The organism is Dechloromonas agitata is5 (assembly GCF_000519045.1).
Taxonomy (GTDB): domain Bacteria; phylum Pseudomonadota; class Gammaproteobacteria; order Burkholderiales; family Rhodocyclaceae; genus Azonexus; species Azonexus agitatus.
Map to the genome: position 1 here is coordinate 2,003,447 of NZ_KI912532.1, position 23,581 is coordinate 2,027,027.

22 protein-coding genes are annotated in these 23,581 nt (G+C 65.0%); 16 read left to right on the forward strand and 6 right to left on the reverse strand.

The annotated features are described in order from the left end of the window. Positions 1-26: 26 nt before the first annotated feature. From K420_RS0109835 to K420_RS0109845, 3 genes are read left to right on the forward strand one after another with little or no spacing between them, the layout of a single operon-like run. Entirely contained in the window at positions 27-536 is a 510-nt protein-coding gene (locus tag K420_RS0109835; RefSeq protein WP_027457905.1) for a urate hydroxylase PuuD, read from the forward strand. Continuing rightward, a complete protein-coding gene (gene serC / locus K420_RS0109840) occupies positions 533-1,591 on the forward strand; it encodes a 3-phosphoserine/phosphohydroxythreonine transaminase (RefSeq protein WP_027457906.1) in 1,059 nt (352 codons plus the stop codon). Before K420_RS0109835 ends, serC begins: the two co-directional genes overlap by 4 nt. Further along, positions 1,588-2,274: a beta/alpha barrel domain-containing protein gene (locus K420_RS0109845; protein ID WP_051453056.1), complete on the forward strand. Its 687-nt coding sequence runs from the start codon at positions 1,588-1,590 to the stop codon at positions 2,272-2,274. The genes serC and K420_RS0109845 overlap by 4 nt, the downstream gene beginning before the upstream one ends. Here K420_RS0109845 and K420_RS0109850 read toward each other — a convergent pair. Together K420_RS0109850 and K420_RS0109855 are read right to left on the reverse strand one after the other, a co-directional pair. After that, complete coding sequence (locus K420_RS0109850; RefSeq protein WP_027457908.1) at positions 2,271-3,257, reverse strand: DUF6976 family protein; 987 nt, start codon at positions 3,255-3,257, stop codon at positions 2,271-2,273. The two genes, K420_RS0109845 and K420_RS0109850, sit on opposite strands and share 4 nt — an antisense overlap. Then, positions 3,254-3,958, reverse strand: coding sequence for a hypothetical protein (locus tag K420_RS0109855; RefSeq protein WP_035854692.1), 705 nt, complete (start codon positions 3,956-3,958; stop codon positions 3,254-3,256). The genes K420_RS0109850 and K420_RS0109855 overlap by 4 nt, the downstream gene beginning before the upstream one ends. Before the next feature lie 210 nt (positions 3,959-4,168). Here K420_RS0109855 and pqqB point away from each other — a divergent pair, with 210 nt between their 5' ends. The 5 genes from pqqB to K420_RS0109875 all read left to right on the forward strand — a co-directional run bounded on the left by pqqB (position 4,169) and on the right by K420_RS0109875 (position 6,959). Further along, positions 4,169-5,104, forward strand: a complete 936-nt coding sequence (gene pqqB, locus K420_RS0109860; RefSeq protein ID WP_027457910.1) for a pyrroloquinoline quinone biosynthesis protein PqqB — start codon at positions 4,169-4,171, stop codon at positions 5,102-5,104. Then, the gene (gene pqqC, locus K420_RS18645) at positions 5,101-5,856 is read left to right on the forward strand and encodes a pyrroloquinoline-quinone synthase PqqC (protein WP_197905014.1); all 756 of its coding nucleotides are present in this window, start codon (positions 5,101-5,103) and stop codon (positions 5,854-5,856) included. The genes pqqB and pqqC overlap by 4 nt, the downstream gene beginning before the upstream one ends. Before the next feature lie 135 nt (positions 5,857-5,991). Further along, positions 5,992-6,066: a pyrroloquinoline quinone precursor peptide PqqA gene (gene pqqA / locus K420_RS21170; RefSeq protein ID WP_084019755.1), complete on the forward strand. Its 75-nt coding sequence runs from the start codon at positions 5,992-5,994 to the stop codon at positions 6,064-6,066. Between the two features lie 60 nt (positions 6,067-6,126). Further along, on the forward strand, positions 6,127-6,399 hold the full coding sequence (gene pqqD, locus K420_RS0109870; RefSeq protein ID WP_027457911.1) for a pyrroloquinoline quinone biosynthesis peptide chaperone PqqD: 273 nt from the start codon (positions 6,127-6,129) through the stop codon (positions 6,397-6,399). Between the two features lie 176 nt (positions 6,400-6,575). Further along, positions 6,576-6,959: a bacteriohemerythrin gene (locus K420_RS0109875; protein WP_027457912.1), complete on the forward strand. Its 384-nt coding sequence runs from the start codon at positions 6,576-6,578 to the stop codon at positions 6,957-6,959. 12 nt (positions 6,960-6,971) lie between these two features. On the opposite strand, the gene K420_RS0109880 is transcribed toward K420_RS0109875, so the two are convergent. Further along, complete coding sequence (locus tag K420_RS0109880) at positions 6,972-7,910, reverse strand: AEC family transporter (RefSeq protein WP_027457913.1); 939 nt, start codon at positions 7,908-7,910, stop codon at positions 6,972-6,974. A gap of 10 nt (positions 7,911-7,920) precedes the next feature. Next, entirely contained in the window at positions 7,921-9,006 is a 1,086-nt protein-coding gene (locus tag K420_RS0109885) for a tartrate dehydrogenase (protein WP_027457914.1), read from the reverse strand. A gap of 93 nt (positions 9,007-9,099) precedes the next feature. On the opposite strand from K420_RS0109885, the gene K420_RS0109890 reads away from it, so the two are divergent. Further along, the gene (locus K420_RS0109890; protein WP_027457915.1) at positions 9,100-10,011 is read left to right on the forward strand and encodes a LysR family transcriptional regulator; all 912 of its coding nucleotides are present in this window, start codon (positions 9,100-9,102) and stop codon (positions 10,009-10,011) included. Between the two features lie 26 nt (positions 10,012-10,037). Here K420_RS0109890 and K420_RS19720 read toward each other — a convergent pair whose 3' ends face one another. Beyond that, a complete protein-coding gene (locus K420_RS19720) occupies positions 10,038-13,472 on the reverse strand; it encodes a bacteriohemerythrin (RefSeq protein ID WP_051453057.1) in 3,435 nt (1,144 codons plus the stop codon). 277 nt (positions 13,473-13,749) lie between these two features. Between K420_RS19720 and K420_RS0109900 the strand changes: the two genes are divergently transcribed. The 3 genes from K420_RS0109900 to K420_RS19725 all read left to right on the forward strand — a co-directional run bounded on the left by K420_RS0109900 (position 13,750) and on the right by K420_RS19725 (position 18,001). Further along, entirely contained in the window at positions 13,750-15,915 is a 2,166-nt protein-coding gene (locus K420_RS0109900; RefSeq protein ID WP_084019617.1) for a TonB-dependent receptor family protein, read from the forward strand. A 326-nt stretch (positions 15,916-16,241) separates the two neighbouring features. Then, positions 16,242-17,477: a porin gene (locus K420_RS0109905; protein ID WP_027457917.1), complete on the forward strand. Its 1,236-nt coding sequence runs from the start codon at positions 16,242-16,244 to the stop codon at positions 17,475-17,477. A gap of 182 nt (positions 17,478-17,659) precedes the next feature. Then, positions 17,660-18,001, forward strand: a complete 342-nt coding sequence (locus tag K420_RS19725) for a DUF302 domain-containing protein (protein WP_157275060.1) — start codon at positions 17,660-17,662, stop codon at positions 17,999-18,001. 11 nt (positions 18,002-18,012) lie between these two features. Here the strand turns inward: K420_RS19725 and fnr are convergent, their stop codons facing one another. Then, a complete protein-coding gene (gene fnr, locus K420_RS0109915) occupies positions 18,013-18,756 on the reverse strand; it encodes a fumarate/nitrate reduction transcriptional regulator Fnr (RefSeq protein WP_027457918.1) in 744 nt (247 codons plus the stop codon). Positions 18,757-18,841: 85 nt separating this feature from the next. On the opposite strand from fnr, the gene hemN reads away from it, so the two are divergent. From hemN to K420_RS0109935, 4 genes are all read left to right on the forward strand, one after another. Beyond that, the gene (gene hemN / locus K420_RS0109920; protein WP_027457919.1) at positions 18,842-20,245 is read left to right on the forward strand and encodes an oxygen-independent coproporphyrinogen III oxidase; all 1,404 of its coding nucleotides are present in this window, start codon (positions 18,842-18,844) and stop codon (positions 20,243-20,245) included. A gap of 64 nt (positions 20,246-20,309) precedes the next feature. Beyond that, positions 20,310-20,981 carry a sulfite exporter TauE/SafE family protein gene (locus tag K420_RS0109925; protein ID WP_027457920.1) on the forward strand — a complete coding sequence of 224 codons (672 nt, stop codon included), beginning with the start codon at positions 20,310-20,312 and terminating at the stop codon, positions 20,979-20,981. 12 nt (positions 20,982-20,993) lie between these two features. Next, positions 20,994-21,419 (forward strand): universal stress protein, encoded by a 426-nt coding sequence (locus K420_RS0109930; RefSeq protein ID WP_027457921.1) that lies wholly within the window; start codon positions 20,994-20,996, stop codon positions 21,417-21,419. Next, a complete protein-coding gene (locus K420_RS0109935) occupies positions 21,416-23,578 on the forward strand; it encodes a heavy metal translocating P-type ATPase (RefSeq protein WP_027457922.1) in 2,163 nt (720 codons plus the stop codon). Before K420_RS0109930 ends, K420_RS0109935 begins: the two co-directional genes overlap by 4 nt. Positions 23,579-23,581: the final 3 nt, after the last annotated feature.

The window sequence follows — 23,581 nt, forward strand, 5'->3', positions numbered from 1 at the left end:
GCGCTGCGCGTCTGGATGGGCTGAACATGGACGGCGCCACCTTCGACCTGCTGGCCCGCTGGCTGCACTTCCTGGCCGGCATCATCTGGGTCGGCCACAACTACTCCAGCGTCGTCCAGCGTCCGACCTGGCAGCCGCTGAACGCTGCCGACCTGCGCGACCCCGACAGCCCGCGCCTGCGTGCCGTCATCAACCGCGAACACGGCACCTTCCGCTGGGCCGCCGTGGTGGCCTGGGCGGCGGGCATCGCCATGCTCGCCCAGCGCGGCTGGTTGCTGCCCGCCTTCACGCTGCAAGGCACGCTGGCGCCGCTCGGCCTGGGCGCCTGGATCGGCACGCTGATGCTGGCCAACCTGTGGCTGGTGCTCTGGCCGCACCAGAAGAAGGTGCTCGGCCTGGTGCCGGCCAGCATCGAGGAGCGGCTGCGCTGTTCGCGCATCACCCACCTCTCGTCGCGCACCAACACCATGCTGTCGGTGCCGCTGCTGTTCTTCATGGCGGCCGGCAGCCACGGCGGGCACCTGTTCGGCGCATGACCGCCTGGAATTTCGCGGCCGGCCCGGCCCGCCTGCCCGATGCCGTGCTGGCCCGGGCCGAGCGCAGCCTGTTCGCCCGTGATGCCGGCGGCGCCTGCCTCAACGAGCAACCCTTCTCCGGCGCCGCCTTTCGTGCCTTGCGCGCCCACGCCACCCGGCAACTGGCCGCGCTGATCAACCTGCCGGACGATTACCGCATCCTCTTCCTGGCCGGCGGCGCCATGCAGCAATTCTCGCTGCTGCCGCTCAACCTGGCGGCCCCCGGGCAGCGGGTCGGCTATGTCGACACCGGCTACTGGTCGGCGCGGGCGGCGAGCGAGGCAGCGCTGCATCGGCCGGTGCTGACATTGCCGCCCCCCGGCGAGGCGGGCCTCGCCGTGCCGGACGATCTCGCCTATTGCCACCTGACCACCAACGAAACGGCCGACGGCCTGGCCTGGCCGGAACTGCCGGCAGCGCCCGCCGGCGTGCCGCTGGTCGCCGATGCGACGGCCGATTTCCTGTGCCGGCCGCTGGACATGGGCCGTTTCGGCCTGCTCTACGCCAGCGCCCAGAAGAACATCGGCGTCGCCGGGCTGGCCGTGGTCATTGCCCGCGAAGACCTGCTGGCGCGCTCCCCGGCCAGCCTGCCGGGCATCTGGTCTTACGCCCGGCAGGCCGAGGCGGAGAGTGGCGTCAACACGCCGCCCATCCTCGCCCTGCAACTGGCCGCCCTGGTTTTCGACTGGGTGGCCGGGCAGGGCGGCCTGCCGGCCATGGCTGCCGCCAACCGGCGCAAGGCGGCCTTGCTCTATGGCGCGATCGATGCCAGCGGCGGCTTCTACCGCTGCCCGGCCGATTCCGCCTGGCGCTCGCCGGTGACGGTGTGCTGGCAATTGCCGGATGCGGCGCTGACCGGGCGCTTCATCAGCGAAGCCGCCGCCGCCGGCCTGCACCACCTGGCCGGCCACCCGCGCCGCGGCGGCATCCGTGCCAGCCTGTACAACGCCATGCCGGAAGCTGGCGCTGCCGCGCTGGCCAGCTTCATGGCCGATTTTGCCCGGCGCTGCGTGTGAAGCCCGCTTTCTGGTGGTTGGCCCGCCCCGGCCTGGCCGGCGGCATCGACAAGAGCGGCGAACGGGCAGGCGAACTGCTCGGCCTGGGCTTTGGCAGCGTCGAGTTCGGCTCGGTGCTGGCCGACGACCTGCCGCCCCTGCTCAGCCGACTGGCCGGACAGCGCCCGGCGATTGCCGCAACCGCCATCGGCATCGGGCTGGGCCTGCCGCCTGATTTGCCGCCAGCCGCGCTGGGCAGCGAATGGCGGCGCGGTTTGGGCTGCCTGGCCGAATTTGGGGGCGTTGCCGACTATCTCAGTCTCAACCTGAGCGCCGCCGCCAACCGCCGTTTTCTGACCCCGTCGCTGCAAGGCGCGCTGGACGATGCGCTGGCCGAACTGGCGGCGTGCCGGCACGCCTTGCCTATGCCGCTGGCGGTCAAGCTGCCGGCGCACGATGCGGCCCGCCTCTGGCCGGCCCTGGCCGCGGCCGGTGTCGACCAGTTGACCGTGGTCCTGCCCGATAACGTGGGCCTGGCGGCGCTATCGGCAGTCGGCGCTGGCGGCCTGCGCCTCGTCGCCGTTGGCGGCATCGGCAGCGCGGCCGATGTGCAGGCGGCGCGCGCTGCCGGGGCCGACGGCATCCAGGTGCATCGACTCTTCCTGAGCCACGGGCCGGCGACGCCGGCCCTGCTGGCTGCCTAACGGACGGTCAGGTAAACCAGCGTCTGGTTCAGCAGCTGGTAGCCGATTTCGCCGAAAGTGAACGGCCCGACCAGATCGCCCGTCCGCTTGCCCTCCAGCCCGGAGTGCAGGTAGTTGAGGATGCAGTTGCACGAAAAGGCGATCTCCGGTGTTTGTCCCGGCAGGGCCTGGTGAAAGCTCGCCACGTAGTCGTCCACCGGCGCCGCGATGCGGTAGTCGAGCCCGGGGAAGACTGGCGCGTAGAGCTCGACCCGGCCGCTCGCCCGGTCGACGGCCTTGATGCTGACGTTGACCAGCGCGCCGCAGTAGTCGGCGACCAGCGGCAGGCGCGTGTCGATACCGGCGCTGGCCAGGTATTCGGCGAGGTTGCCCGGTTGGCCGTCGAGGCTGCAGGCGCCGACCGTGAAACCGCTGGCCGGGAAGACGATAGCCGGGCCGTGGCCGGGATGGAACAGGTTGACGATGTCGATCTGGGCAAAGCGCTCGGGCGGTAGCGGCACATCCATCACCACGGCGCAGTCGTCGGCAAACTCGCCGGTCGGGCCGAGCACGACGCGCGGCTTGGCCTGGGCGAGATCGTCGAGATGCACGCCGGCGATCCAGCCGACCAGCGGCTTCAGGTACATCTCCTCGTAATCCGGCGCATGCTGGGCAAATTCGACATGGCAGTCGCTGAAGGCGGGGATGATCACGATGCTGTAGCCGCTTTCCGGCGCATCGCGGCAGATGCCGGGCAGGGCGGCGCGGTCGCGCAAGCGCAGCCGGGGCGGCTCGGCGAAGCCAGTGACGGGGGTGACGAAAACCTGGTCGCGGCTGACCTGGCCGCCGTCGCCGGTCATGAAGTAGGGGATCGTGCCGCCGATCCACTGGCCGTGCGGCAACTGACGCAGCGCCGCCTCGTCGCCGGCAATGCACAGTACCTGGCCGGCAGCGATCATCTCGGCCGCGAGCGGGAGCGGCATCAGGGTTTGCTGCCGGTTCATGGCCGCTCCCCGCCGGAGGTGGCGCGCAGGCGCAATTGGGCCAGTTCGCGGGCCAGGCTTTTTTCGTGGCGGATGAAATAGCGCCGCAATTCCTGCACCTTCAGGGCGCGTACCTCGGGATCGCCGATCACGGCCCATTGCTCGCGCAGCTTGGTGAGCAGCAGCTTCAGGCCAAGGGCGTGCATGTCGATGCCGAGACTGCCGTCGAGCAGGTTTTCCCAAACCGGATCGTCGGCCGCCGGCAGGGTGTTCAGCGCTTCCTGGCGGCTCTCCGGAGGCGCAGCCAGGACGGCCTTGCCGCTATCCAGGCGGTGCTTGAATTTCCACAGGTCGGCCACCGGCAGGTCGAGCAGGTCGCAAATGGTGCCCAAGCCGACGCCGTCATGCATCAGGCCGGCAACCCGGCGCGACAGCAGCCGGGTGAAGGGCTGTTCCTCGTCGCCAAGCCAGACGGGCGCCTCGCCATCGGGCGACGGCGTGCCGTGGATCACGCAACGCAGGCGGCCGAGATTGACATGCCGCCAGCGCCCTTCATCCCCGGGGTTGGGGCTGCTGCGCGCGCCGAACAGCCAGCCGCTGCGCGCCGCCTCCTTGCCGATCCAGACGTCGATCTGATCCGGCCCGAGATCGTGGCGGATCTGCGTAACCTGCCAGGGCTGCCGGACTTCCAGTGCCGCAGCGACGAGTTCCTTGGTATTCATCGGCTCCTTCCTCATCCTGAAAAGAGCAGACAAGCGGCAATCTTCATGCCAACGGCCTATCCCCGAAAAACCGTCGGCCTGGCAGCCGGGGTGTGAAAAAAGGGGACAGTCGCTGCTGCAGAACAGCACGCATGCGGGCCATGAAAATCATGAGGTGTCTTTGGCGCTTTCCCGCATGCCGGCCCCCAAACCGGCGTGCAGACTGGGGGCATGAAAATACTCGTTCTCGGTTCTGCCGCCGGTGGCGGCTTCCCGCAGTGGAACTGCAACTGCCGCAATTGCGCCGGTGTGCGCGATGGCAGCGTGCGGGCCCTGCCGCGTACCCAGTCCTCGATCGCGGTCAGCGCCGATGGCGTCGACTGGGTTCTGTTCAACGCCTCGCCCGATATCCTGAGCCAGATCCGCGCCCAGCCGGCGCTGCAGCCGGGACGGGCCTTGCGCGATACCGGCATCGTCGGCGTCGTGCTGATGGATGCGCAGATCGACCATACCACCGGCCTCTTCATGCTGCGCGAGGGGCGGCCGCTCGATGTGTGGTGCACGCCGCAGGTGCAGGAAGACCTCACCACCGGCAATCCGATCTTCAACGTGCTGGAACACTTCTGCACCGTGAACTGGCAGCCGGTCGACGTCAGCCCCGGCCAGCCTTGCCCGAGTTTCGTCGTGCCACGGACCCCGGGCCTGCGCTTTACGCCGGTGCCGCTGAGCAGCAAGGCGCCGCCGTATTCGCCGCACCGCGAAAACCCGCATCCGGGCGACAACCTGGGCATGCTGATCGAGGACGTGGCGACCGGCTACCGGGTTTTCTACGCGCCGGGTTTCGGCGCCATGGAGCCGCATCTCGAAACCTTCCTGGCCGATTCCGACTGCGTGATGCTGGATGGCACGTTCTGGACCGATACCGAAATGATCGACCTCGGCATCGCCCCCAAGACGGCGCGCTCCATCGGCCACCTGCCGCAATCCGGGCCGGGCGGCATGATCGAATTGCTGGCTGGCTACCCCAGGCCGCGCAAGATCCTCATCCACATCAACAACACCAATCCGATCCTCGACGAGGACTCGCCGCAACGTGCCGAACTGGGCGCCGCCGGCATCGAACTGGCCTGGGACGGCATGGTGATCACCAACGGAGACAAGCAATGAACATGAACGAACTGCCACCGTGGAGCGCCGAAGAGTTCGAATCCCGCCTGCGGGCGATGGGCACCAGCTACCACATCCACCACCCCTACCAGGTGATGATGAAGGAGGGCAAGGCAACGCGCGCCCAGATCCAGGCCTGGGTCGCCAACCGCTACTACTACCAGATCAACATCCCGATCAAGGATGCTGCGATCATGGCCAACTGTCCGGAGCGCGAAGTGCGCCGCCACTGGGTGCAGCGCATTCTCGATCACGACGGCTTTGCCGGCGAGGCAGGCGGCATCGAGGCCTGGATTCGCCTCGGCGAAGCGGTCGGCCTGAGCCGCGAGGACATCATCGCGCAGCGCCACGTGCTGCCCGGCGTGCGCTTTGCCGTCGACGCCTACGTCAATTTCGCCCGCCAGCGCCCCTGGCAGGAGGCTGCCGCCGCCTCGCTGACCGAGCTGTTCGCACCGACCATCCACCAGTCCCGGCTCGACAACTGGCCGAGCCATTACCCGTGGATCGAAGCGGCCGGCTATGACTACTTCCGCCGCCGCCTGAACGAAGCGCCGCGCGACGTGGTGCACGGCCTGCGCATCACCCTCGGCCATTTCACGACGCGGGAGCAGCAGGCGCGGGTGATCGACATCCTGCAGATGAAGCTCGACATCCTGTGGAGCATGCTCGACGCCATGCTGCTCGCCCACTGCCCGGTACAGATCGAAGGCTGGGGCGCCTACCGGCCGATGGCGCCGGTCTATCCGCGCTGAACCCTGGCCCTGGCGCCGGCCTCCAGAAAATCTTGAGGGGCTTTTGGCGAATGCCCGGGCGCCAGCCGGCCAGCGAATAGCCAAGATGACACACAGGTGCCGCAGGGTGCGGCGCCCTAATCAAGGAGACATACGATGAACTGGCAAACCCCGGCTTACTGCGAAATCCGCCTCGGCTTCGAAGTAACCGCCTACGTCTACGTTCGCTGAACGAGCCCCGGAGCGGTCGCCGGCAACGGCAGCCGCTCCCTCTGACCGAGCATGGCAACCATGAATCCATCCGACCGCCCGCGCCTCAGCCCGCACTACCTCTTCCGCTACGAAGCCAGCCAGCAGGCACACATCCTGTTGTACCCGGAGGGCCTCATCAAGCTCAACCCGGCCGCGGCCGAAATTCTGCAGCGCTGCGACGGCGAGCGGACAACCGACGACATCATCGCCGACCTAGACGCCGCCTTCCCCGGCAATCGCACGGCCATCGCCCAGGACACCCGCGCCTTCCTCGCCGCCGCCTGCGACAAGGGCTGGTTGCGCGTCACCTGACGGCGCTCGCCGCCGACCCCCTCCCGGTTTTACCCGGCCGGATTATTACTTTCGACATATTTCATTTGGCTGGCGAAGGGAGCAGAATCGAAAGCGTCTATTACTTTGGTTTGGGTTGGCTCGCTCCGAATGGTCCGGCCCAGGCGCTTTTGATCGGGTTGTCCACAGGTAACAAAATGAACAAACACCTGTTGCTCGGCGTGCCGAATATCGACCATCAGCACGATGAGTTGTTGCGCTCGCTGCAGCACCTGCTCGCCGCGGGCAAATGCGACGAGGGGTTCAGCGAAGTCATCTCCCGTCTGACGATCCAGATTCACGACCATTTCCAGAGCGAGGAGCGTTTCATGGCCGGCCTCGCCCTGCCGCCGGAGATGATGCGCGAACACGAACGGGAGCATTCGCGCATCATCGAGGAACTGACCCAGATGCACCTCGATACCATGGCCGGCCTGCGGCTGTCGTTCGAGGACATCATCGGTCATTTCGTGTCCTACATCAGCCAGCACGTCATCGAATTCGATCTCCGGCTCAAGCCTTACATTGCGCAGCCTGCTTGACGGCTGAGCCGATCAGCTACCGGCCATCGCCAGTGCCAGGGGCGTGGTGATCGCCGAAAGGGCGGTCGACAGGATCAGCGCGCCGGCCATGCCGCCTTCCACCGCCTTGAATTGCCGCGCCATCAGGAAGACGTTGGCGCCCTGGCCGATCGAGGCGAGCAGCACGATGACCCGGGTTTCGAGCGGCGGCAGGGCGAGCAGCCTGGCCAGCCCGAAGACGATCAGCGGCAGGATCAGCAGCTTGGGGATGACGATGGCCAGGCTGACCTTCCATTCCGATTTCAGGTTGTATTCCGCCAGGCTCATGCCGAGCGCCACGAGGGCGAGCGGCATGCCGGTCTGGCCGAGCATTTTCAGCGGGCTGTCGAGCATGGCCGGCAGGGCAGCCCCGCTCAATCCGAAGGCACTGCCGGCCAGGATGGCCAGGATGATCGGGTTGCGCAGCACGCCCTGCACGGTGTCCCGCAAACCCTTGAGCGACAGGCTGCCATGGCGGTGCCATTCGACCGACAGGCTGACCAGCGTCCACAGGATCAGGGCATTGAACAACAGCACCAGGGCGACCGACGGGATTGCCGGGTCGCCAAGCGAAGCCTTGGCCAGCGGCAGGCCGAGCATGATGTTGTTGGAGAAGATGCAGCCGACGCCGAACACCGACTGGCCAATACCGTCGAGCCCGAAAGCCTTCCCCGCAATGAGCCGGCCGAGCAGGAAAACGAGCAGGCAGCCGCCGAAGAAGGCGACGAGCAGCCGGCCATCGACCGGCGGCAACTGCGAGAGGTCGCTCATCATGCGAAAGAGCATGGCCGGCAGGCCGACACTGAACACGAAAGTGGTCAGATGCTGCGCCATGGTGCGCGGCCAGCCGGCGAAGCGCATCAGCAGGTAGCCGATGAGGATCAGCGCAAAGAGCGGTGCGCCAAGCGTCAGATGGTGCAGGAAGGCGGTCATCGGTGGGTGGTCAGCTCCCGCTTTCCAGCGCGGCGGCAATCGCCCGGCCGAGATCGGCGGTCTGCGCCGTGCCGCCCATGTCCGGCGTGCGCGGCCCGCCAACCAGCACCTGCTCGATGGCCGCCATGATCGCATCGTGCGCGGCCTGGTAGCGGCTGTCGCCATTGCCGAGGAACTCGAGCATCATCGCGCCCGACCAGATCATGGCGATCGGGTTGGCGATGCCCTGGCCGGCGATGTCCGGCGCGGAACCATGCACCGGTTCGAACAGCGAGGGGAAGGTGCGATCCGGATTGAGGTTGGCCGACGGCGCGATGCCGATGGTGCCGGTGCACGCCGGGCCGAGGTCGGACAGGATGTCGCCGAACAGGTTGGAGGCGACGACCACGTCGAAGCGCTCCGGGCTGAGCACGAAGCGGGCAGTCAGGATGTCGATGTGGTACTTGTCCCAGCGCACGTCGGGGTAGGCGTGGGCCATGGTTTCGACCCGCTCGTCCCAGTAGGGCATGCTGATGGCGATGCCGTTCGACTTGGTGGCCGAGGTGAGGTGCTTCTTCGGGCGGCGCTGCGCGAGCTCGAAAGCGAATTTGAGGATGCGGTCGGTGCCCTGGCGGGTGAAGATCGATTCCTGAATCACCGTCTCGCGCTCGGTGCCCTCGAACATGCGGCCGCCGACGGCTGAATACTCGCCCTCGGTGTTCTCGCGGATGACGTAGAAGTCGATGTCGCCGACCTGCTTGCCGGCCAGGGGGCAGGGAATGCCCGGCATCAGGCGTACCGGGCGCACGTTGGCGTACTGGTCGAATTCCCGGCGGAACTTGAGCAGCGAGCCCCACAGCGAAATGTGGTCGGGTACCGTGGCCGGCCAGCCGACAGCGCCGAAATAGATGGCGTCGAAGTCCTTCAGTTGAGCGAACCAGTCGTCCGGCATCATCTGGCCGTGCTGCAGGTAATAGTCGCAATGTGCCCAGTCGAAGGCGGTGAATTCCAGGTCGAGGCCGAATTGGCGGCAGGCTGCTTCGAGGACGCGCAGGCCCTCGGGCATCACTTCCTGGCCGATGCCGTCGCCGGCAATGACTGCGATTCTGTGTTTCATGGTGCGGGCGCTCGTGGCGGATGAAAGGCACCAGCTTAGTGGTCACCGGATTAATTACAATCCAGCCTGTTGTGAATTTCGTGAACACAAATCGTGAACATAAAGCCCCAGCTTGAAGACCTCCGCCTGTTCTGCATTGTGGCCCGTCACCGCAGCTTTGCCGAAACCGCCCGCGAGCAGGGTATTTCCAAGGCAGTGGTCAGCAAGCGCATCGCCTTGCTTGAAGCGTCCGTGCAGGAAAAGCTCTTCCACCGCACGACGCGCAACGTGTCGCTGACCGCCCAGGGCGAAATCGTCCATCAATGGGCGCAGCGCATCCTCGAAGACGTCGACCTGATGGGCGAGGCCATTTCCCGCGAAAAGGCGGCACCGGCCGGCCTGCTGCGCATCTGCAGCAGTACCGGCTTCGGGCGCAGCCGCCTGGCACCGGCCCTGTCGGAGCTGGCGCGGCAGTTTCCGCAGCTGGAAATCCAGGTCGAATTGTTCGATCGCCCGGTCGATCTGGTGGAGGAGGGGTTCCACCTCGACATCCGCCTCGGCCAGGTGCGCGAAAGCCATGTCATCAAGCGGCGCATCGCCTGTAACCGGCGGGTGCTGTGCGCCGCGCCCGCCTATCTGGCGCAATACGGCACGCCGCATACCCTGGCCGATCTGCAAAGCCATCGCTGCATCCCGATCCGCGAACGCGACCAGGATTTCGGCCGCTGGGAACTGCACGGGCCGGCGGGCATCGTCGCCATCAAGGTCAGCGGCCCGCTCTCCGCCAACAATGGCGAAATCGTCCGGCAGTGGGCCATCGACGGCCACGGTATCATCCTGCGCTCGACCTGGGACGTCAGCCGCGACATCGCGGCCGGCCGACTGATCCCAGTGCTGCCGCAGTATTTCCAGCCGGCCGATGTCTGGGCCGTCTATCCGTCGCGGCTGTCGGTATCGGCCAGAGTCCGCGTCTGCGTCGAATTTCTCGCAGCATGGTTCGCGCAGAACGGCATGCACGACGACTGAGCGACCGGCGGTGGTCGGCGCTGCAATCAGGGTAGGTCGTGTGAGGCCAGGTTCCTGAGCAGGGCGGCGAACAGCACGGCCGGATCGACTGGCTTGGCGATGAAGTCGTTCATGCCGGCAGCCAGGCAGCGCTCCTTGTCTTCGGCGAAGGCGTTGGCGGTCATCGCGACGATCGGCTTGGTGGCGTAGCCCGGCAGGGCGCGGATCAGGCGGGTGGCCTGCAGCCCGTCCAGGCGGGGCATCTGCATGTCCATCAGGAGCAGGTCGTAGTCTTCTCTGCCGGCCTGCTCGACGGCTTCGACGCCATCATTCGCCACCGCCACCTGCAGGCCGACGTCTTCCAGCAGCAGGCAGGCGATTTCCTGGTTGACCGGTTCGTCTTCGACGAGCAGCACCCGGCGGCCGCTGTATTCGCTTCTCAAGCGGCTTTCCGCGTTTTCCTGCGGGGTTGCCTCGGGGGTCGCGTGGGGTGCCGCGGCCCGTTTCAGCCGGGCGGTGAACCAGAAGGTGCTGCCCTGACCAAGGACGCTTTCGGCGCCGGTATCGCCATGCATCAACTGGGCGATTTTGCGGGTGATGGCGAGGCCCAGGCCGGTGCCGCCGTACTTGCGGGTCGTCGAATTGTCTGCTTGTTCGAAGGCGGAAAAGAGCCGGGGCATCGCCTCCGGGGCGATCCCGATCCCGGTGTCGCGGACCTCGAAGCGCAATTTCACCGTGTCGGCGGTGCGCTCAAGGATGCGGCAACCCACCTCGATGCTCCCCGCTTCGGTGAATTTGACGGCATTGGAGAGATAGTTGAGCAGGGCTTGCTGCAGCCGGGTCTTGTCGCCGAGCAGCGGCAGGGATTCCGGCAGCGGATGGACGATCAGGGCGACTTTCCTGGCCTGTGCCTTTTCCTGCACCATCGCTGCCGCGCTGGTCAGGATGGCATCCGGGTCGATGGCCGCCTCTTCCAGTTCCAGCTTGCCGGCATCGATCTTCGACAGGTCGAGGACGGCATTGATCGTTTCCAGCAGGTGCTGGCTGGCGGCATCGATCTTGTCCAGGCGTTCCGCCTGTTCGGCCCCGACGCCGGAGCGCCGCATCAGGTGCACCATGCCGCTGATCGCATTGAGCGGCGTGCGGATTTCGTGCGACATGTTGGCGATGAAGGAGCTTTTCGCCCGGTTCGCTGCCTCGGCCTGCTCGCGCTGGGTGCGGTTGCGCAGGCCGATGATGCCGAACGCGAGGTTGCCGGCCAGTTCTTCGAGCAACTGGACCTCGTCGGCACCGAAGGCGTTGGGTTCTGCGGCATAGACGCACAGGGCGCCAAGCATCGTCTCCCCGTGCTGCAGGGGGAGGGCGATCGACGCCTGGTAGCCCCGCGCAATGGCTGCGGCGCGCCAGGGTTTGAGTTGGCTGTTGTCGAGTACGTTCTGGTTGATTTCCGGCCGGCGCGAGCGGATGGCCTTGCCGGTTGGTCCCTGGCCGAATTCGCTATGAGCATCCCAGGAAATCCGGGTCCGGCACAGGTAGCCGTCGTCGTAGCCGGCCTGAGCCATCGGGCGGACCGTCCGTTCGGGGTCGTCTTCGGCATAGCCGACCCAGGTCATCAGATAGCCCCCGGTGCCAACGATCAGATGGCAGATGTCGTTGAGCAGGCGGATTTCATCTTCGTTGCGCACCAGCGCCAGGTTGCATTCGCTGAGCAGGCGCAGCGCCCGGTTCAGGCGCTTCTGTTCGTTGAGCGATTGCTTGCGCTCGGTGATGTCGGTGTGGATGCCGATCATGCGCAGGGGGCGGCCCGCCGCATCCCACTTGACCACCTCGCCGACCGATTCCAGCCAGATCCAGTCACCGGCAGCCGTTCGGCGCCGGTATTCCATGGTTTTCGGCCCGCCATCCGCCAGGCACCGGGCGATCTGCTGCTTCAAGCCGTCCAGGTCGTCCGGGTGGATCTGCTTCAGCCAGCTGTCGAGGCTGCTCTCGAAGCCTTCGGATGGGTAGCCGATCATCTGCGGATAGTTCGGGCTGACGGTGACTGCGCCTGTCAGCAGATCGAGGTCGAACCAGGCCTGGTTGGCAGCATGCAGGGCCAGGCGCAGGCGTTCTTCCTTCTCGCGCAGGCTGTCCTCGGCGCGCACCTTCTCGGTGACGTCCTTGAACACCGTGGCGAACTGATTGCGGCCGGGCGAAAAGACCGAAATGGAAAAGACCTTGCCCATCGGGGCAAAAGGCGGCTGGAAACGCAGGGCCTTGCCGGTCAGGGCGACCTGCGCATAGTCGGCCAGGAAGGGAACCTCGCCAAAGACCTCGCTGGCGAGCCGCCCGACGGCCTGTTGCCGGCTGATGCCGAGGATGGTTTCGAAAGCCGGGTTGACGTCGAGCAAGCGATAGTCGACCGGTTGGCCGTTGCCATCGACGATCAGTTCGTGCAGGGCGACGCCCTCGTTCATGGCCGAATACAACGAGTGGAACTTGTGCTCGCTGTGCCGCAGCGCCTCAACCGCGGCCTTGCGGTCGGTGACGTCGTCGTAGACCCCGAGCACGCCGATGATCTCGTTGTGGCGCCCCTTGAGCGGCACCTTGGAGGAGCGCAGCCAGAGAGTTCCGCCGTCCGGCGTGGTTTGCGGTTCCTCGTAGTCGAGCTTGGGTTGGCCGGTTTCGATGACCGTCAGGTCGTCGGCCCGATAGAGGTCGGCTTGCGCTGCCCAGGCCATCGCGTAATCGTCGTGACCGATCACGTCGCCGGGGTCGCGTTTACCCGCATCCCGGGCAAAGGCCGGGTTGCAGCCAAGGTAGTTGAGCTGGCGGTCCTTCCAGAAAATGCGCACGGGGGCCGCATCAACGACCGACTGCAGGAGGTTCTTCGAATCTTCGAGCGCCGCTTTGGCCTCCTGCAGGGAGGCTTCCAGTTCCCGGTGCTCGGCCAGTTCGCGCATCAGATGCAGGGTGTTGTTCGACAGCGTGCCATAGATCGACAGGATGAGGTCGATCAGCGTCCGCGTATTGCCTCCCATCAGTTCCTTGGCCCGCGCCTGGGCAGCCTCGAGCGGCAACCCTTCCTGCAGTGCATGCACGGTGTAGGCCATGGCCCGGTCGGATTCGAGAATATGCGAAGCCAGCCAGCGCGCCAGGAAGCCGAGCACTTCCTCGGCCACGGCAATCAGCGGGCGGGTGCTCAGTTCGCCCCGCAGCCGGGTGACTTCCTGCACGAAGAAGGCGTGTGTCTTGCGGTGCTCGATTTCGTGCCGGTCGTCCGGCATGAACTGCCGCCAGATCGCCTCTTCCGACGTGAAGTGATAGACCGTGTAATCCGTCAGCTCATCGAACAGGCGGTCGAGGACCAGGCTCTCGGAGCGGAATGCGACATGACCGGCCAGCTGGTTGATCAGGCGAACCAGATTGCGATGCTGCTCATCGACTGTCGGCAAGCCGGTGTTGAAATTGTCGTCCCAGGGGAAGATGTCTATTGAATTCATCGACGCAGCAGGCGGCATAGGGAGGGCGATGGTTATTGTTGGTTGTCGCAGGTCGGCCAGCCCGGGGCTGGGAATGGCGTCGAACGCTGTCCGGGCGATCGATGCCTTTCATCATACTCCGCAAATTTGTCAAATGTCCGCCTGCCAAGGCGTTTGGCATTCCCTCATGATTTTCTGTAGGCGAGTTGGGCGATAGTCTGGAAGCAGCCGGGGGCGGGCTTCCGAATAATCCCTCCTGGGGCAAGTCCGCTTGCCGATAAAAAAACAGGAGACAACCATGCAAACCCGCTTTTCCTCCCCACTTCCCGCTCATCTCGCCCGCCCGGGCCGCCTGGCCATCCTGCTTGCCGCCGCCTTCGCCGGCGGGGCGCAGGCTGAAACCACCGTCAGCCTCGACAGCATCGTCGTCACCGGCAGCCGCGTCGAGCACAACACCTTCGACCTGCCGGCCGCCATCGACGTCGTCGACGCCAGTCGTATCGGCGCCGACCAGGCCAGGGTCAACGCCTCGGAGGCCCTGGCCTCTGTGCCTGGCATCACCGTCCAGAACCGTCAGAACTATGCGCAGGACCTGCAGATTTCCTCGCGCGGTTTCGGCGCCCGCTCGGCCTTCGGCGTGCGCGGCATCCGCCTGATCAGCGACGGCATTCCGGCCTCGATGCCGGACGGTCAGGGGCAGGCAGCCACCTTCAACCTCGACCGCGCCGAGCGCATCGAAGTCATGCGTGGCCCGCTGTCGGCGATTTACGGCAATCACGCCGGGGGCGTGATCCAGCTGTTTACGCCGGACGGCAAGGGCGCGCCGAGTGTCGAGGCCAACTTCGCGGCTGGCAGCTACGGCACCTGGAAAACCGACCTCAGCGCCCAGGGTGAAGTGGGCGGCGTCGGCTACGTGATCGACGCCTCGCGTTTCGCCACCGACGGCTACCGCGAGCGGAGCGCCGCCGAGCGCGACCAGGCGATGGTCAAGCTGACCTACCGGCCAAGCCAGGACGGTAAGCTGACTTTCATCGCCAACACCTTCCGCCAGGATGCGCAGGACCCGCAGGGGCTGCAGTGGAGCGAGTTCAAGAGCAATCCGCGCGGTGTGGCCTGGGATGCGACACGCGGCAACTATCCGGCCATCGCCTACGACACGCGCAAGAGCATTGACCATACCCAGGGCGGCGTCAGCTACGAGCATCGCTTTGGCGATCACAGCGTGCTGCTCTCGGCCTACGCTGGCCAGCGTTCGACGACGCAGTACCAGTCGATTCCGGTCGGTGCGCAGACCGGCTCCACACGTCATTCCGGCGGCGTGATCGATTTCGACCGTGACTTCGCCGGAGTGTCGGGCCGGTGGACCGGCCGTTTCGGCCTGGCCGGCGGCCGCCTGACGACGACGCTCGGTTTCGACTACGAGCAGGCCACGGATGATCGCCAGGGCTACGAAAACTTTGTCGGCAGCGGCACGCCGGCCAATTGCGTGGCCAATACCTGTGGCGTCATGGGGCGCCTGCGCCGCAACGAGGAAGACCGTGTCGCCAGCTTCGACCAGTACGCCCAGGCCGAATGGCAGGGCGAGCGCTGGGCCTTCACGGGCGGCCTGCGCCACAGCCGCGTCGCCTTCAAGGTCGATGATCGCTACCTGAGCAACGGTGACGACAGCGGCCGAGTTGCCTACGAAAAGACGACGCCGACCCTTGCCGCCCTGTACCGGGTGACCGACGCACTCAACCTCTACGCCAGTGTCGCCCGCGGCTTCGAAGCGCCGACCTTCAACGAAATGTTCTACTCGAGCAACGGCGGTTCCTTCAACCTGTCGCTCAAGCCGGCGACCAGCACGCATTACGAGGTCGGCGCCAAGGCCATGCTTGGTGCCCGCAGCCGGCTCGATGTCGCGCTGTTCGAGATCAGGACGCAGGACGAACTGGTCGTCCTGTCCAGTACCGGCGGCCGCACCGCCTACCAGAACGCCGGCAAGACGGAGCGCCAGGGCATGGAGGTCGCGGTGGACAGCCGCTGGGGCGAGCGACTGAGCAGTCGCCTGGCCTACACTTGGCTGGATGCGACCTATGCCGAGGCGTTTACCACCTCCTCCGGCACTGTCAATGCCGGCAACCGCCTGCCCGGCGTCGCCGCCCACAACCTGTTCGGCGAGATCGCCTGGCGGCACCAACCGAGCGGCTTCCACGCCGCGGTCGAGGGCATCGTCCGGGACAAGGTCCATGTCGAAGACAGCAACCAGAAACAGGCAGCCCCCGGTTACGCCATCGCCAACCTGCGCCTCGGCATCGACCGCCGTTACGGCCCGCTCAATCTGCGCGGCTTTGTCCGTCTCGACAACGTCTTCGACCGCCAGTATGTCGGGTCGGTCATCGTCGGCGACAGCAACAACCGCTTCTACGAGTCCGCTCCCGGCCGCAACTGGCTGGCCGGCGTCAGTGCCCGCTATACATTCTGAGTTGTCTCCTTTCCCGTTCAGCCCGGCCGTGCGCCGGGCTTTTTTTCGTCCACATTGCGTTGCTCCGTTTTTTGGCAGAAGTAGAGCAAATGTCCAGTATTTGAACGGATTCGGAGCACTCGTTCAGGCCGCCCGCAAACCCGTCAAGTGTCCGAAGATGGCCGTCAGTTGGTCGATTTGACGATTCGTCAGCTGATTTTTAACGGCCTGGCACGGGCTTCGCGATCAGTCGGGTTCCATGCCGTCGCCCGGGATGGCAGCGGGGGAAACAGCTCGGGGCCTGTCCCCGGGCGGCACATATCAACGAAAACATCTGGAGACTTTTCATGCACAAAATTCCGTCCCTTCGTCCTCTGGTTCTTGCCCTGCTGGCTTGCGGCAGCTCCGCCAGTCATGCGGTCAGCTTTACGCAGAACGATGTCACCATCGACATCAACGGCACCATCAATGGTTTCTATGTTGTACGAGAAGCCAAGAGCATCGACCGGATTACTGGTACGACGACGAAAACCACCAACAGCGAACTGACCAACGGTCTGCTGCCCGGCTGGATCAACTTTGTTGCCACCACCCAGGCCAAGGGGCAGGACATCAAGGCACACATCAGCTTTGCACCAGGCATCAACAACAATTCCCAGGTGGTCGGCCTGCCGATCGGCAATAACGCTGACGGTGCGGGTACGACCAACCCGTACAGCCAGATCGATACCCGCAATGTGTATTTCCAGTTCGGTAACAGCAGTTGGGGTACCCTGAAGTTCGGTCGCGACATTGGCTTGTTCGGCCAGAACATCATCCTGTCCGACATGACCCTGCTCGGCGTCGGCGGCACCAGCAATGCCGGCATCCCCTACAACACGACCTTCGGCATGATCGGCCACGGTTACATGTACACCGGCTTCCAGCCGCAAATCACCTACACGACCCCGAACATGGGTGGCTTGCAGGCTTCGGCCGGCATCTTCCAGCCGAGCAAATTCGCCGGCAATGAGACCAAGACGCCGGGCTTTCAGGCCAAGATTGACTATGACTGGAAGGGCAGCATGCCGGGCAAGGTGTGGGGTGGTCTGGTGACGCAATCGACCAGTTGCTCGGTCGAGCCGTGCGCGACCAAGTCCTTTACCGGCACCGGTTACGAAATTGGCGCCAAGGCCGGCTTCGGCAATTTCGAGGCGGTTGCCTACGCCTTCAAGGGCACAGGTCTCGGCCTGTCCACCGTCGGTGCGCAGTTCTTCGGCGGTAGCGATGGCAACGGCAACAAGACGGATTCGCAGGGTTATTTCCTGCAGGGTACCTACAAGTTCGGGGACACCAAGGTCGGTATCAATTTTGGCGAGAACAAGGACAAGGACGGCTACGCGCTGACCAGCATCCGCGGTACGCGTGCCACACCGGATAACCAGATCAAGAACCGTGCGGTTACGGTGGGGATTTATCACTCGTTGAACAAGTACATCACGCTGGTTGGAGAGTACAACGACGAGCGCATCACCAACGTCCTCGACACCAACTACGACAACAAGAACCGCACCATCTCCATCGGCGGCCTGATCTTCTTCTGATCGACCGGGTCATTTTGTATTTCTTGCGTCAGATGTTTTCCTCGCATCTGTTCAGGGCACCCTGCGGGGTGCCCGTTTTTCTTTGCTGGGCCTTCTTGCTCGTCTGCCTTCCGCTGCAAGCGGCAGATGGGATTGTCAGGCACCGGGTTGAAGGGGGAGACTTCCGCTCAGTACGCGAGGCTGTGGTCGAGGTCGTCGAAGCCGAAGGCATGGTGATCGGCCAGGTGCTCCCCTTCGGGCTGATGCTGGAGCGTACCGGACAAGGGCAGGTCAGCCCGTATGTCGAGGCAGAGATCGTCCAGTTCTGCAGCGCCGGCCTGGCGCGTCGCATGGTTCTGGAGGACCTGACGCAGATGACGCTCTGCCCACTCTCCATCGCCATCTATGTTTCCGTTGGGGAACCCAATGTTGTTGTTCTGGCCTACCGTTTGACGGGGGGTGACTCGCCAGCCAGGGCGCGGGCCGATCAGCTATTAGCCCACCTGGTGGAGCGGGCAGTCAGTCTGGGAAAACTTCGCTGGTAATCCGGCTGCGTTCAGCGTTGGTGATTCATCAAGGCCTTCAGGCCATTGACGTTCAGAATCCGGATGTGTTTCTGCTGAACGGCGATGTAGCCTTCTTCCTGGAATTTGGAGAAGGCGCGCGACACCGTTTCCAGCTTGAGGCCGAGATAACTGCCGATTTCCTCGCGCGTCATGCGCAGGTAGAACTCGGCGTGCGAGAAGCCGCGGGCGGTGAAGCGCTGTGACAGGTTGAGCAGGAAGGCCGCCAGGCGCTCCTCGGCGCGCATGGTGCCGAGCAGCATCATCACGCCGTGGTCGCGGACGATCTCGCGGCTCATCACCTTGTGGAAATGGTGCTGCAGTGTGTGGATTTCACGCGACAGGACTTCCAGCCGGGAGAAGGGGATGGCGCAGATCTCGCTGTCCTCCAGCGCGATGGCGTTGCAGGTGTGGTGTTCGGTGCTGATGCCGTCCAGGCCAAGCAGTTCGCCGGCCATCTGGAAGCCGGTCACCTGGTCGCGGCCATCTTCGAGCAGCACGTCGGTCTTGAAGAAGCCGCTGCGAATGGCGTAAATTGCGTCGAAGGCTTCGCCGGCCCGGTACAGGTGATCGCCGCGCTTGATGCGGCGCCGGGTCGAAACCAGATCGTCCAGTCGGGTCAATTCCTCGATGCTGAGGCCGAACGGCAGGCACAGCTCGCGCAGGTTGCAATTGGAACAGGCCGTCTTGATGACGGTCAGCGAAATTTCCTGATTCAACGGTTGTGTCCGTGCCATGGGGAACCTGCGTTCGCTTGATCCACGTCAACCACGGTATCATGCCCTCCGAACATAATCCAGAGAACACTTGGTGGCTTGTCAAATGAATTTCGCAACTGAAAACCTCGTCTTCGATCCGCAGATCATTCGCCGATTTGACGTCAACGGCCCGCGCTACACGTCCTATCCGACTGCCGACCGTTTCGTCGAGGCATTCGACTCGGAGGCTGCCAAGCTGTGGCTGGGCAAGCGCAACATCGGCGGCATCAGCAGACCGCTCTCATTATACTTCCACATCCCATTCTGTAACACCATCTGTTACTACTGTGCCTGCAACAAGATCATCACCAAGGATCACGGGCGCAGCGCCAAATACCTGAAGTATCTGGCCAAGGAATTGGACATGCAGGCCGCCGCGCTGGAAGGCCGCGACGGCGAACATGAGGTGATCCAGCTACACTGGGGTGGCGGTACGCCGACCTTCCTGTCGCATGCTGAAATGCGCCAGCTGATGGGCGAAACGCGCAAGCATTTCAAGCTGCTCGACGGCGGCGAATATTCCATCGAAGTCGACCCGCGCAAGGTGGACCGCGAAACCGTCGCCCTGCTTGGTGAACTCGGCTTCAACCGGATGAGCGTCGGTGTCCAGGATTTCGACGAAAAGGTGCAGGCAGCGGTCAATCGCATCCAGAGCGAGGAGGAAACCGCGCTGGTCATTGATGCAGCACGCGCCAACGGCTTCAAGTCGGTGTCCGTCGACCTGATCTACGGCCTGCCGCACCAGACGGTGATGGGCTTCAACCGCACGCTGGAGCGCGTCCTGGCCATGGACCCGGACCGCCTGTCGATCTACAACTACGCCCACCTGCCCAGCCTGTTCAAGCCGCAGCGCCGCATCGCCGAAGCCGATCTGCCGTCCGGCGACACCAAGATGCAGATCCTGGCACTCGCCATCAAGAAGCTGACCGAGGCCGGTTATGTCTATATCGGCATGGATCACTTCGCCAAGCCGGACGACGAGCTCGCCGTGGCCCAGCGCCAGGGGCGTCTGCATCGCAACTTCCAGGGTTACTCGACCTATTCCGACTGTGACATGCTGTCCTTCGGCATCTCGTCGATCAGCAAGGTCGGGCCGACCTACTACCAGAACGTCAAGACCTCGGACGAGTACTATGACCGCATCGATGCCGGCGTGCTGCCGGTCTTCCGCGGCATCGAGCTGACGGCCGACGACATCCTGCGTCGCTCGATCATCCAGGCCCTGATGTGCCATTTCGAGTTGTCCATTGAGAGCATTGAAAGTGCCCACCTGATCGACTTCCGCAAGTATTTTGCCGCCGAGCTGGAGGACATGAAGGAAATGGAGCGCGCCGGTTTGCTCAAAATCGACCGCGAGTGGATCACCGTGTTGCCGCCGGGACGTATGCTGGTGCGCATCATCTCGATGGTTTTCGACCGCTACCTGCGCGAAGGGCGGCAACGGGCCAGCTATTCGAAGGTGATCTGATCGCCTGAGAACAACCGAAACGGGCAGGTTAAACTGCCCGTTTTGTCTTTCAGGCCTGCCCCTGATGCCCGATACCGGTTTTCTCGCCCTGTTTCTCGTTGGCCTGCTTGGCGGCACGCACTGTGTCGGGATGTGCGGCGGCATCGTCAGCGCCATGTCGATGGGCGGCCAGGCGGGGTGGGGACTGCATCTCGCCTACAACGCCGGACGCATCCTCTCCTATGCTGTGGCCGGCGCCGTCGCCGGTGCGCTGGGTGCAGCCAGCCTGGGGCTGGAGGGTCAGGTGCCGGTGCGCATGGTGCTCTATTTCATCGCCAACCTGATGCTGGTCGCGCTCGGCTTGTACCTGATCGGCTTGAGCGGCGCGCTGGCTTTCACCGAACGCGCCGGGCAGGCGCTGTGGCGACGCGTGCAGCCGCTGACCCGGCGCTTTCTGCCGGTGCGTGGCGTGGCGCAGGCTTTTCCGCTGGGTGTGCTGTGGGGCTGGTTGCCCTGCGGTCTGGTCTACAGCGCCCTGGCCAGCGCGCTGACTGCCGGCTCGGCCGGGCGCGGTGCGGCGATGATGCTTGCCTTCGGCCTTGGCACACTGCCCAACCTGCTGCTCGCCGGGCTGCTGCTGGCCCGTCTGAACGGCATCGTCAAGCGCCCGGTCGTCCGTACCGTCTCCGGCCTGTTGGTGCTAGGCTTCGGTATCTATGGATTCTTCGGCCTGATGCGTCTGTCGGGCTGGATTTGAGAGGTTTTCGCCATGAAAATTCTGCTGCCGGTCGACGGCTCTTCCTGCTCGTTGCGCGCGGTTGACCAGCTGATCGACCTTATCTATTGCCTGCGCGAGATTCCCGAAATTCACGTGCTGCACGTTCATCCGCCGATCCCCATCGGCCGTGTCCAGGCCCATGTCGGCAAGGAGACGCTGCATGCCTATTATCTGGAGGAAAGTCAGCAGCATCTGCTCGCCGCGCAGCAAAAGCTTGACGCAGCCGGGCGCTTCCATACGACGCATATCCATGTCGGGCAGCCGGCGGAAGTGATTGCCAAAGTCGCCGGCGAGCTGGCCTGTGACCTGATCGTGATCGGTACGCATGGCCGTGGCCCGGTGGCCGGCATGGTGATGGGGTCGGTGGCTAGCCGTGTGCTGCATCTCGCAGCGTGTCCGGTACTGTTCGTCAAATGAGTGGGGCGGATCAGGCGCGGGTCGTTGAGTTCGCTATCGGCGGAATGACCTGTGCCGCCTGCTCGACGCGTCTGGAGAAGGTACTCAACCGCCAGGCCGGCATGCAGGCCAACGTCAATCTGGCCGCCGAGCGTGCCCGGGTGCGCCTGTCCGGCGGGGCCGACGAGGCTGCGGTGATCGCTGCGGTGGCCAAGGCCGGTTTCAAGGCAGAGGTGGTTGACAAGCAGACGCGGGAACGCGAAAAGGCGGAAAAGGCCAAGGCCTACCGCAGCGAGATCAAGCGCTTCTGGATTGCCGTGCTGCTGACCTTGCCGCTGGTCGGGCAAATGTTCTTCATGTTCGGCGAACACGGCCATCACAACGAATTGCCGCGCTGGCTGCAATTGCTGCTGGCGACGCCCGTGCAGTTCTGGATTGGCTGGCGCTTCTACGACGGCGCCTGGAAGGCGTTGCGCGGCGGCGGGGCGAACATGGATGTGCTGGTCGCGCTGGGCACCAGCATGGCCTGGGGCTTTTCGACGGTGGTCACGTTGTTCGAACTGCCGCAGCACGTCTATTTCGAAGGTGGCGCGGCGGTCATCACGCTGGTCCTGCTTGGCAAGCTGCTTGAGGCGCGGGCCAAGGCGCGCACCTCGGAGGCCATCGAATCGCTGGTTCGTCTGCAGCCGAAGACGGCACGCGTCGAGCGTGACGGCCAGTGGGTCGAGATGTCGGTCGATGGGCTGATGCCGGGCGACATCTTCCTGGTCCGGCCGGGCGAGAGCGTGCCGGTCGATGGCGAGGTGGTCGATGGCGAATCGAGCGTTAATGAGGCGATGCTGACCGGCGAAAGCATGCCGATCGGCAAGCGGGCCGGCGACCAGGTCTTCGCGGCCACCGCCAACGGACAGGGTTCCCTGCGCTGCAAGGCGACCGGCGTCGGCGAGCATACCTTGCTGGCCGGCATCATCCGCCTGGTGGGGGAGGCGCAAGGCTCCAAGGCGCCGGTGCAGCGCCTGGCCGACCGGATATCCGGGATTTTCGTGCCGACCGTCTGCCTCATCGCGCTGGCCACCTTCGTGGGCTGGTGGGCGTATTCCGGCGAGTTTGCCGAGGCATTGGTCAATGCGGTGGCCGTCCTGGTCATTGCCTGCCCCTGTGCCCTCGGTCTGGCAACGCCGACGGCGATCATGGTGGGCACCGGGCAGGGCGCCCGGGCGGGCATCCTGGTCAAGAATGCCGAAGCGCTCGAGCGCGCCGAGAAAATCACCGTGCTGGCGCTGGACAAGACCGGCACGCTGACCTGCGGTCGGCCGCAGATGACGGACAGTGAGGCGCGCGGCCTGCCGAAGGCGGAAGCGCTGCGCCTGGCGGCCTCGCTGGAGCACCACTCGGAACACCCGCTGGCGCGGGCCATCGTTGCGGCGAACGGTGAGGGGGAGATCGCGGCGGTCAGCGGCTTCCGGGCGATGGCCGGCATGGGGGTGGAGGGCGAGGTGGACGGGCGCCGCCTGCGCCTTGGCTCACCGGAATGGCTTGGCCTGCAGGATGACGCCGTGGTGCGCCAGTGGCAGCAGGCGGGCAAGACCGTGATCGGCCTGCAGGAAGGGGCAACCACGCTGGCCGTTTTCGCCATTGCCGACGCCTTGCGGCCGACCTCGCGGGCGGCCGTGGCGCGCCTGCGCGAGCGGGGCATCCACGTCGTCATGCTGACCGGCGACAATGCGCTGACGGCCGCGGCGATTGCCAGCGAGGCCGGAATCGAGGAGTTCCGCGCCGGCATCCTGCCCGGCGACAAGGCACAGGCGGTTGCCGAGTTGAAGGCCGGTGGTGTGCTGGTCGGCATGGTCGGTGACGGGATCAACGACGCGCCGGCGCTGGCGGCGGCCGATGTCAGCTTTGCCATCGGCGCCGGCTCGGATGCGGCGATCGAGGCGGCCGACCTTACCCTGATCCGTAGCGACCTGCTCGGGGTGAGCGACGCCATCGCCTTGTCCGGCGCGACACTGGGGAAAATCCGGCAGAATCTTTTCTTTGCCTTCATTTACAATGTACTCGGCATTCCGCTGGCTGCCCTGGGTTGGCTCAATCCGGTGGTGGCGGGAGCGGCCATGGCCATGAGTTCGGTTTCCGTCGTCTCGAATTCGCTCCTGTTGAAGCGTTGGCGGCCGCGGGCCTGAAAG

Bases quoted from the DNA above. Each gene is read 5' to 3' on its own strand.
- K420_RS0109875 (WP_027457912.1), top strand. From the start codon at position 6,576: ATGAACAAACACCTGTTGCTCGGCGTGCCGAATATCGACCATCAGCAC.
- pqqB (WP_027457910.1), top strand. From the start codon at position 4,169: ATGAAAATACTCGTTCTCGGTTCTGCCGCCGGTGGCGGCTTCCCGCAG.
- K420_RS0109905 (WP_027457917.1), top strand. From the start codon at position 16,242: ATGCACAAAATTCCGTCCCTTCGTCCTCTGGTTCTTGCCCTGCTGGCT.
- K420_RS0109930 (WP_027457921.1), top strand. From the start codon at position 20,994: ATGAAAATTCTGCTGCCGGTCGACGGCTCTTCCTGCTCGTTGCGCGCG.
- K420_RS0109880 (WP_027457913.1), bottom strand. From the start codon at position 7,910: ATGACCGCCTTCCTGCACCATCTGACGCTTGGCGCACCGCTCTTTGCG.
- fnr (WP_027457918.1), bottom strand. From the start codon at position 18,756: ATGGCACGGACACAACCGTTGAATCAGGAAATTTCGCTGACCGTCATC.
- K420_RS0109835 (WP_027457905.1), top strand. From the start codon at position 27: ATGGACGGCGCCACCTTCGACCTGCTGGCCCGCTGGCTGCACTTCCTG.
- K420_RS0109935 (WP_027457922.1), top strand. From the start codon at position 21,416: ATGAGTGGGGCGGATCAGGCGCGGGTCGTTGAGTTCGCTATCGGCGGA.
- K420_RS0109855 (WP_035854692.1), bottom strand. From the start codon at position 3,958: ATGAATACCAAGGAACTCGTCGCTGCGGCACTGGAAGTCCGGCAGCCC.
- pqqC (WP_197905014.1), top strand. From the start codon at position 5,101: ATGAACATGAACGAACTGCCACCGTGGAGCGCCGAAGAGTTCGAATCC.
- K420_RS0109885 (WP_027457914.1), bottom strand. From the start codon at position 9,006: ATGAAACACAGAATCGCAGTCATTGCCGGCGACGGCATCGGCCAGGAA.
- serC (WP_027457906.1), top strand. From the start codon at position 533: ATGACCGCCTGGAATTTCGCGGCCGGCCCGGCCCGCCTGCCCGATGCC.
- K420_RS0109925 (WP_027457920.1), top strand. From the start codon at position 20,310: ATGCCCGATACCGGTTTTCTCGCCCTGTTTCTCGTTGGCCTGCTTGGC.
- hemN (WP_027457919.1), top strand. From the start codon at position 18,842: ATGAATTTCGCAACTGAAAACCTCGTCTTCGATCCGCAGATCATTCGC.
- K420_RS0109850 (WP_027457908.1), bottom strand. From the start codon at position 3,257: ATGAACCGGCAGCAAACCCTGATGCCGCTCCCGCTCGCGGCCGAGATG.
- K420_RS19720 (WP_051453057.1), bottom strand. From the start codon at position 13,472: ATGAATTCAATAGACATCTTCCCCTGGGACGACAATTTCAACACCGGC.
- K420_RS0109900 (WP_084019617.1), top strand. From the start codon at position 13,750: ATGCAAACCCGCTTTTCCTCCCCACTTCCCGCTCATCTCGCCCGCCCG.
- pqqD (WP_027457911.1), top strand. From the start codon at position 6,127: ATGAATCCATCCGACCGCCCGCGCCTCAGCCCGCACTACCTCTTCCGC.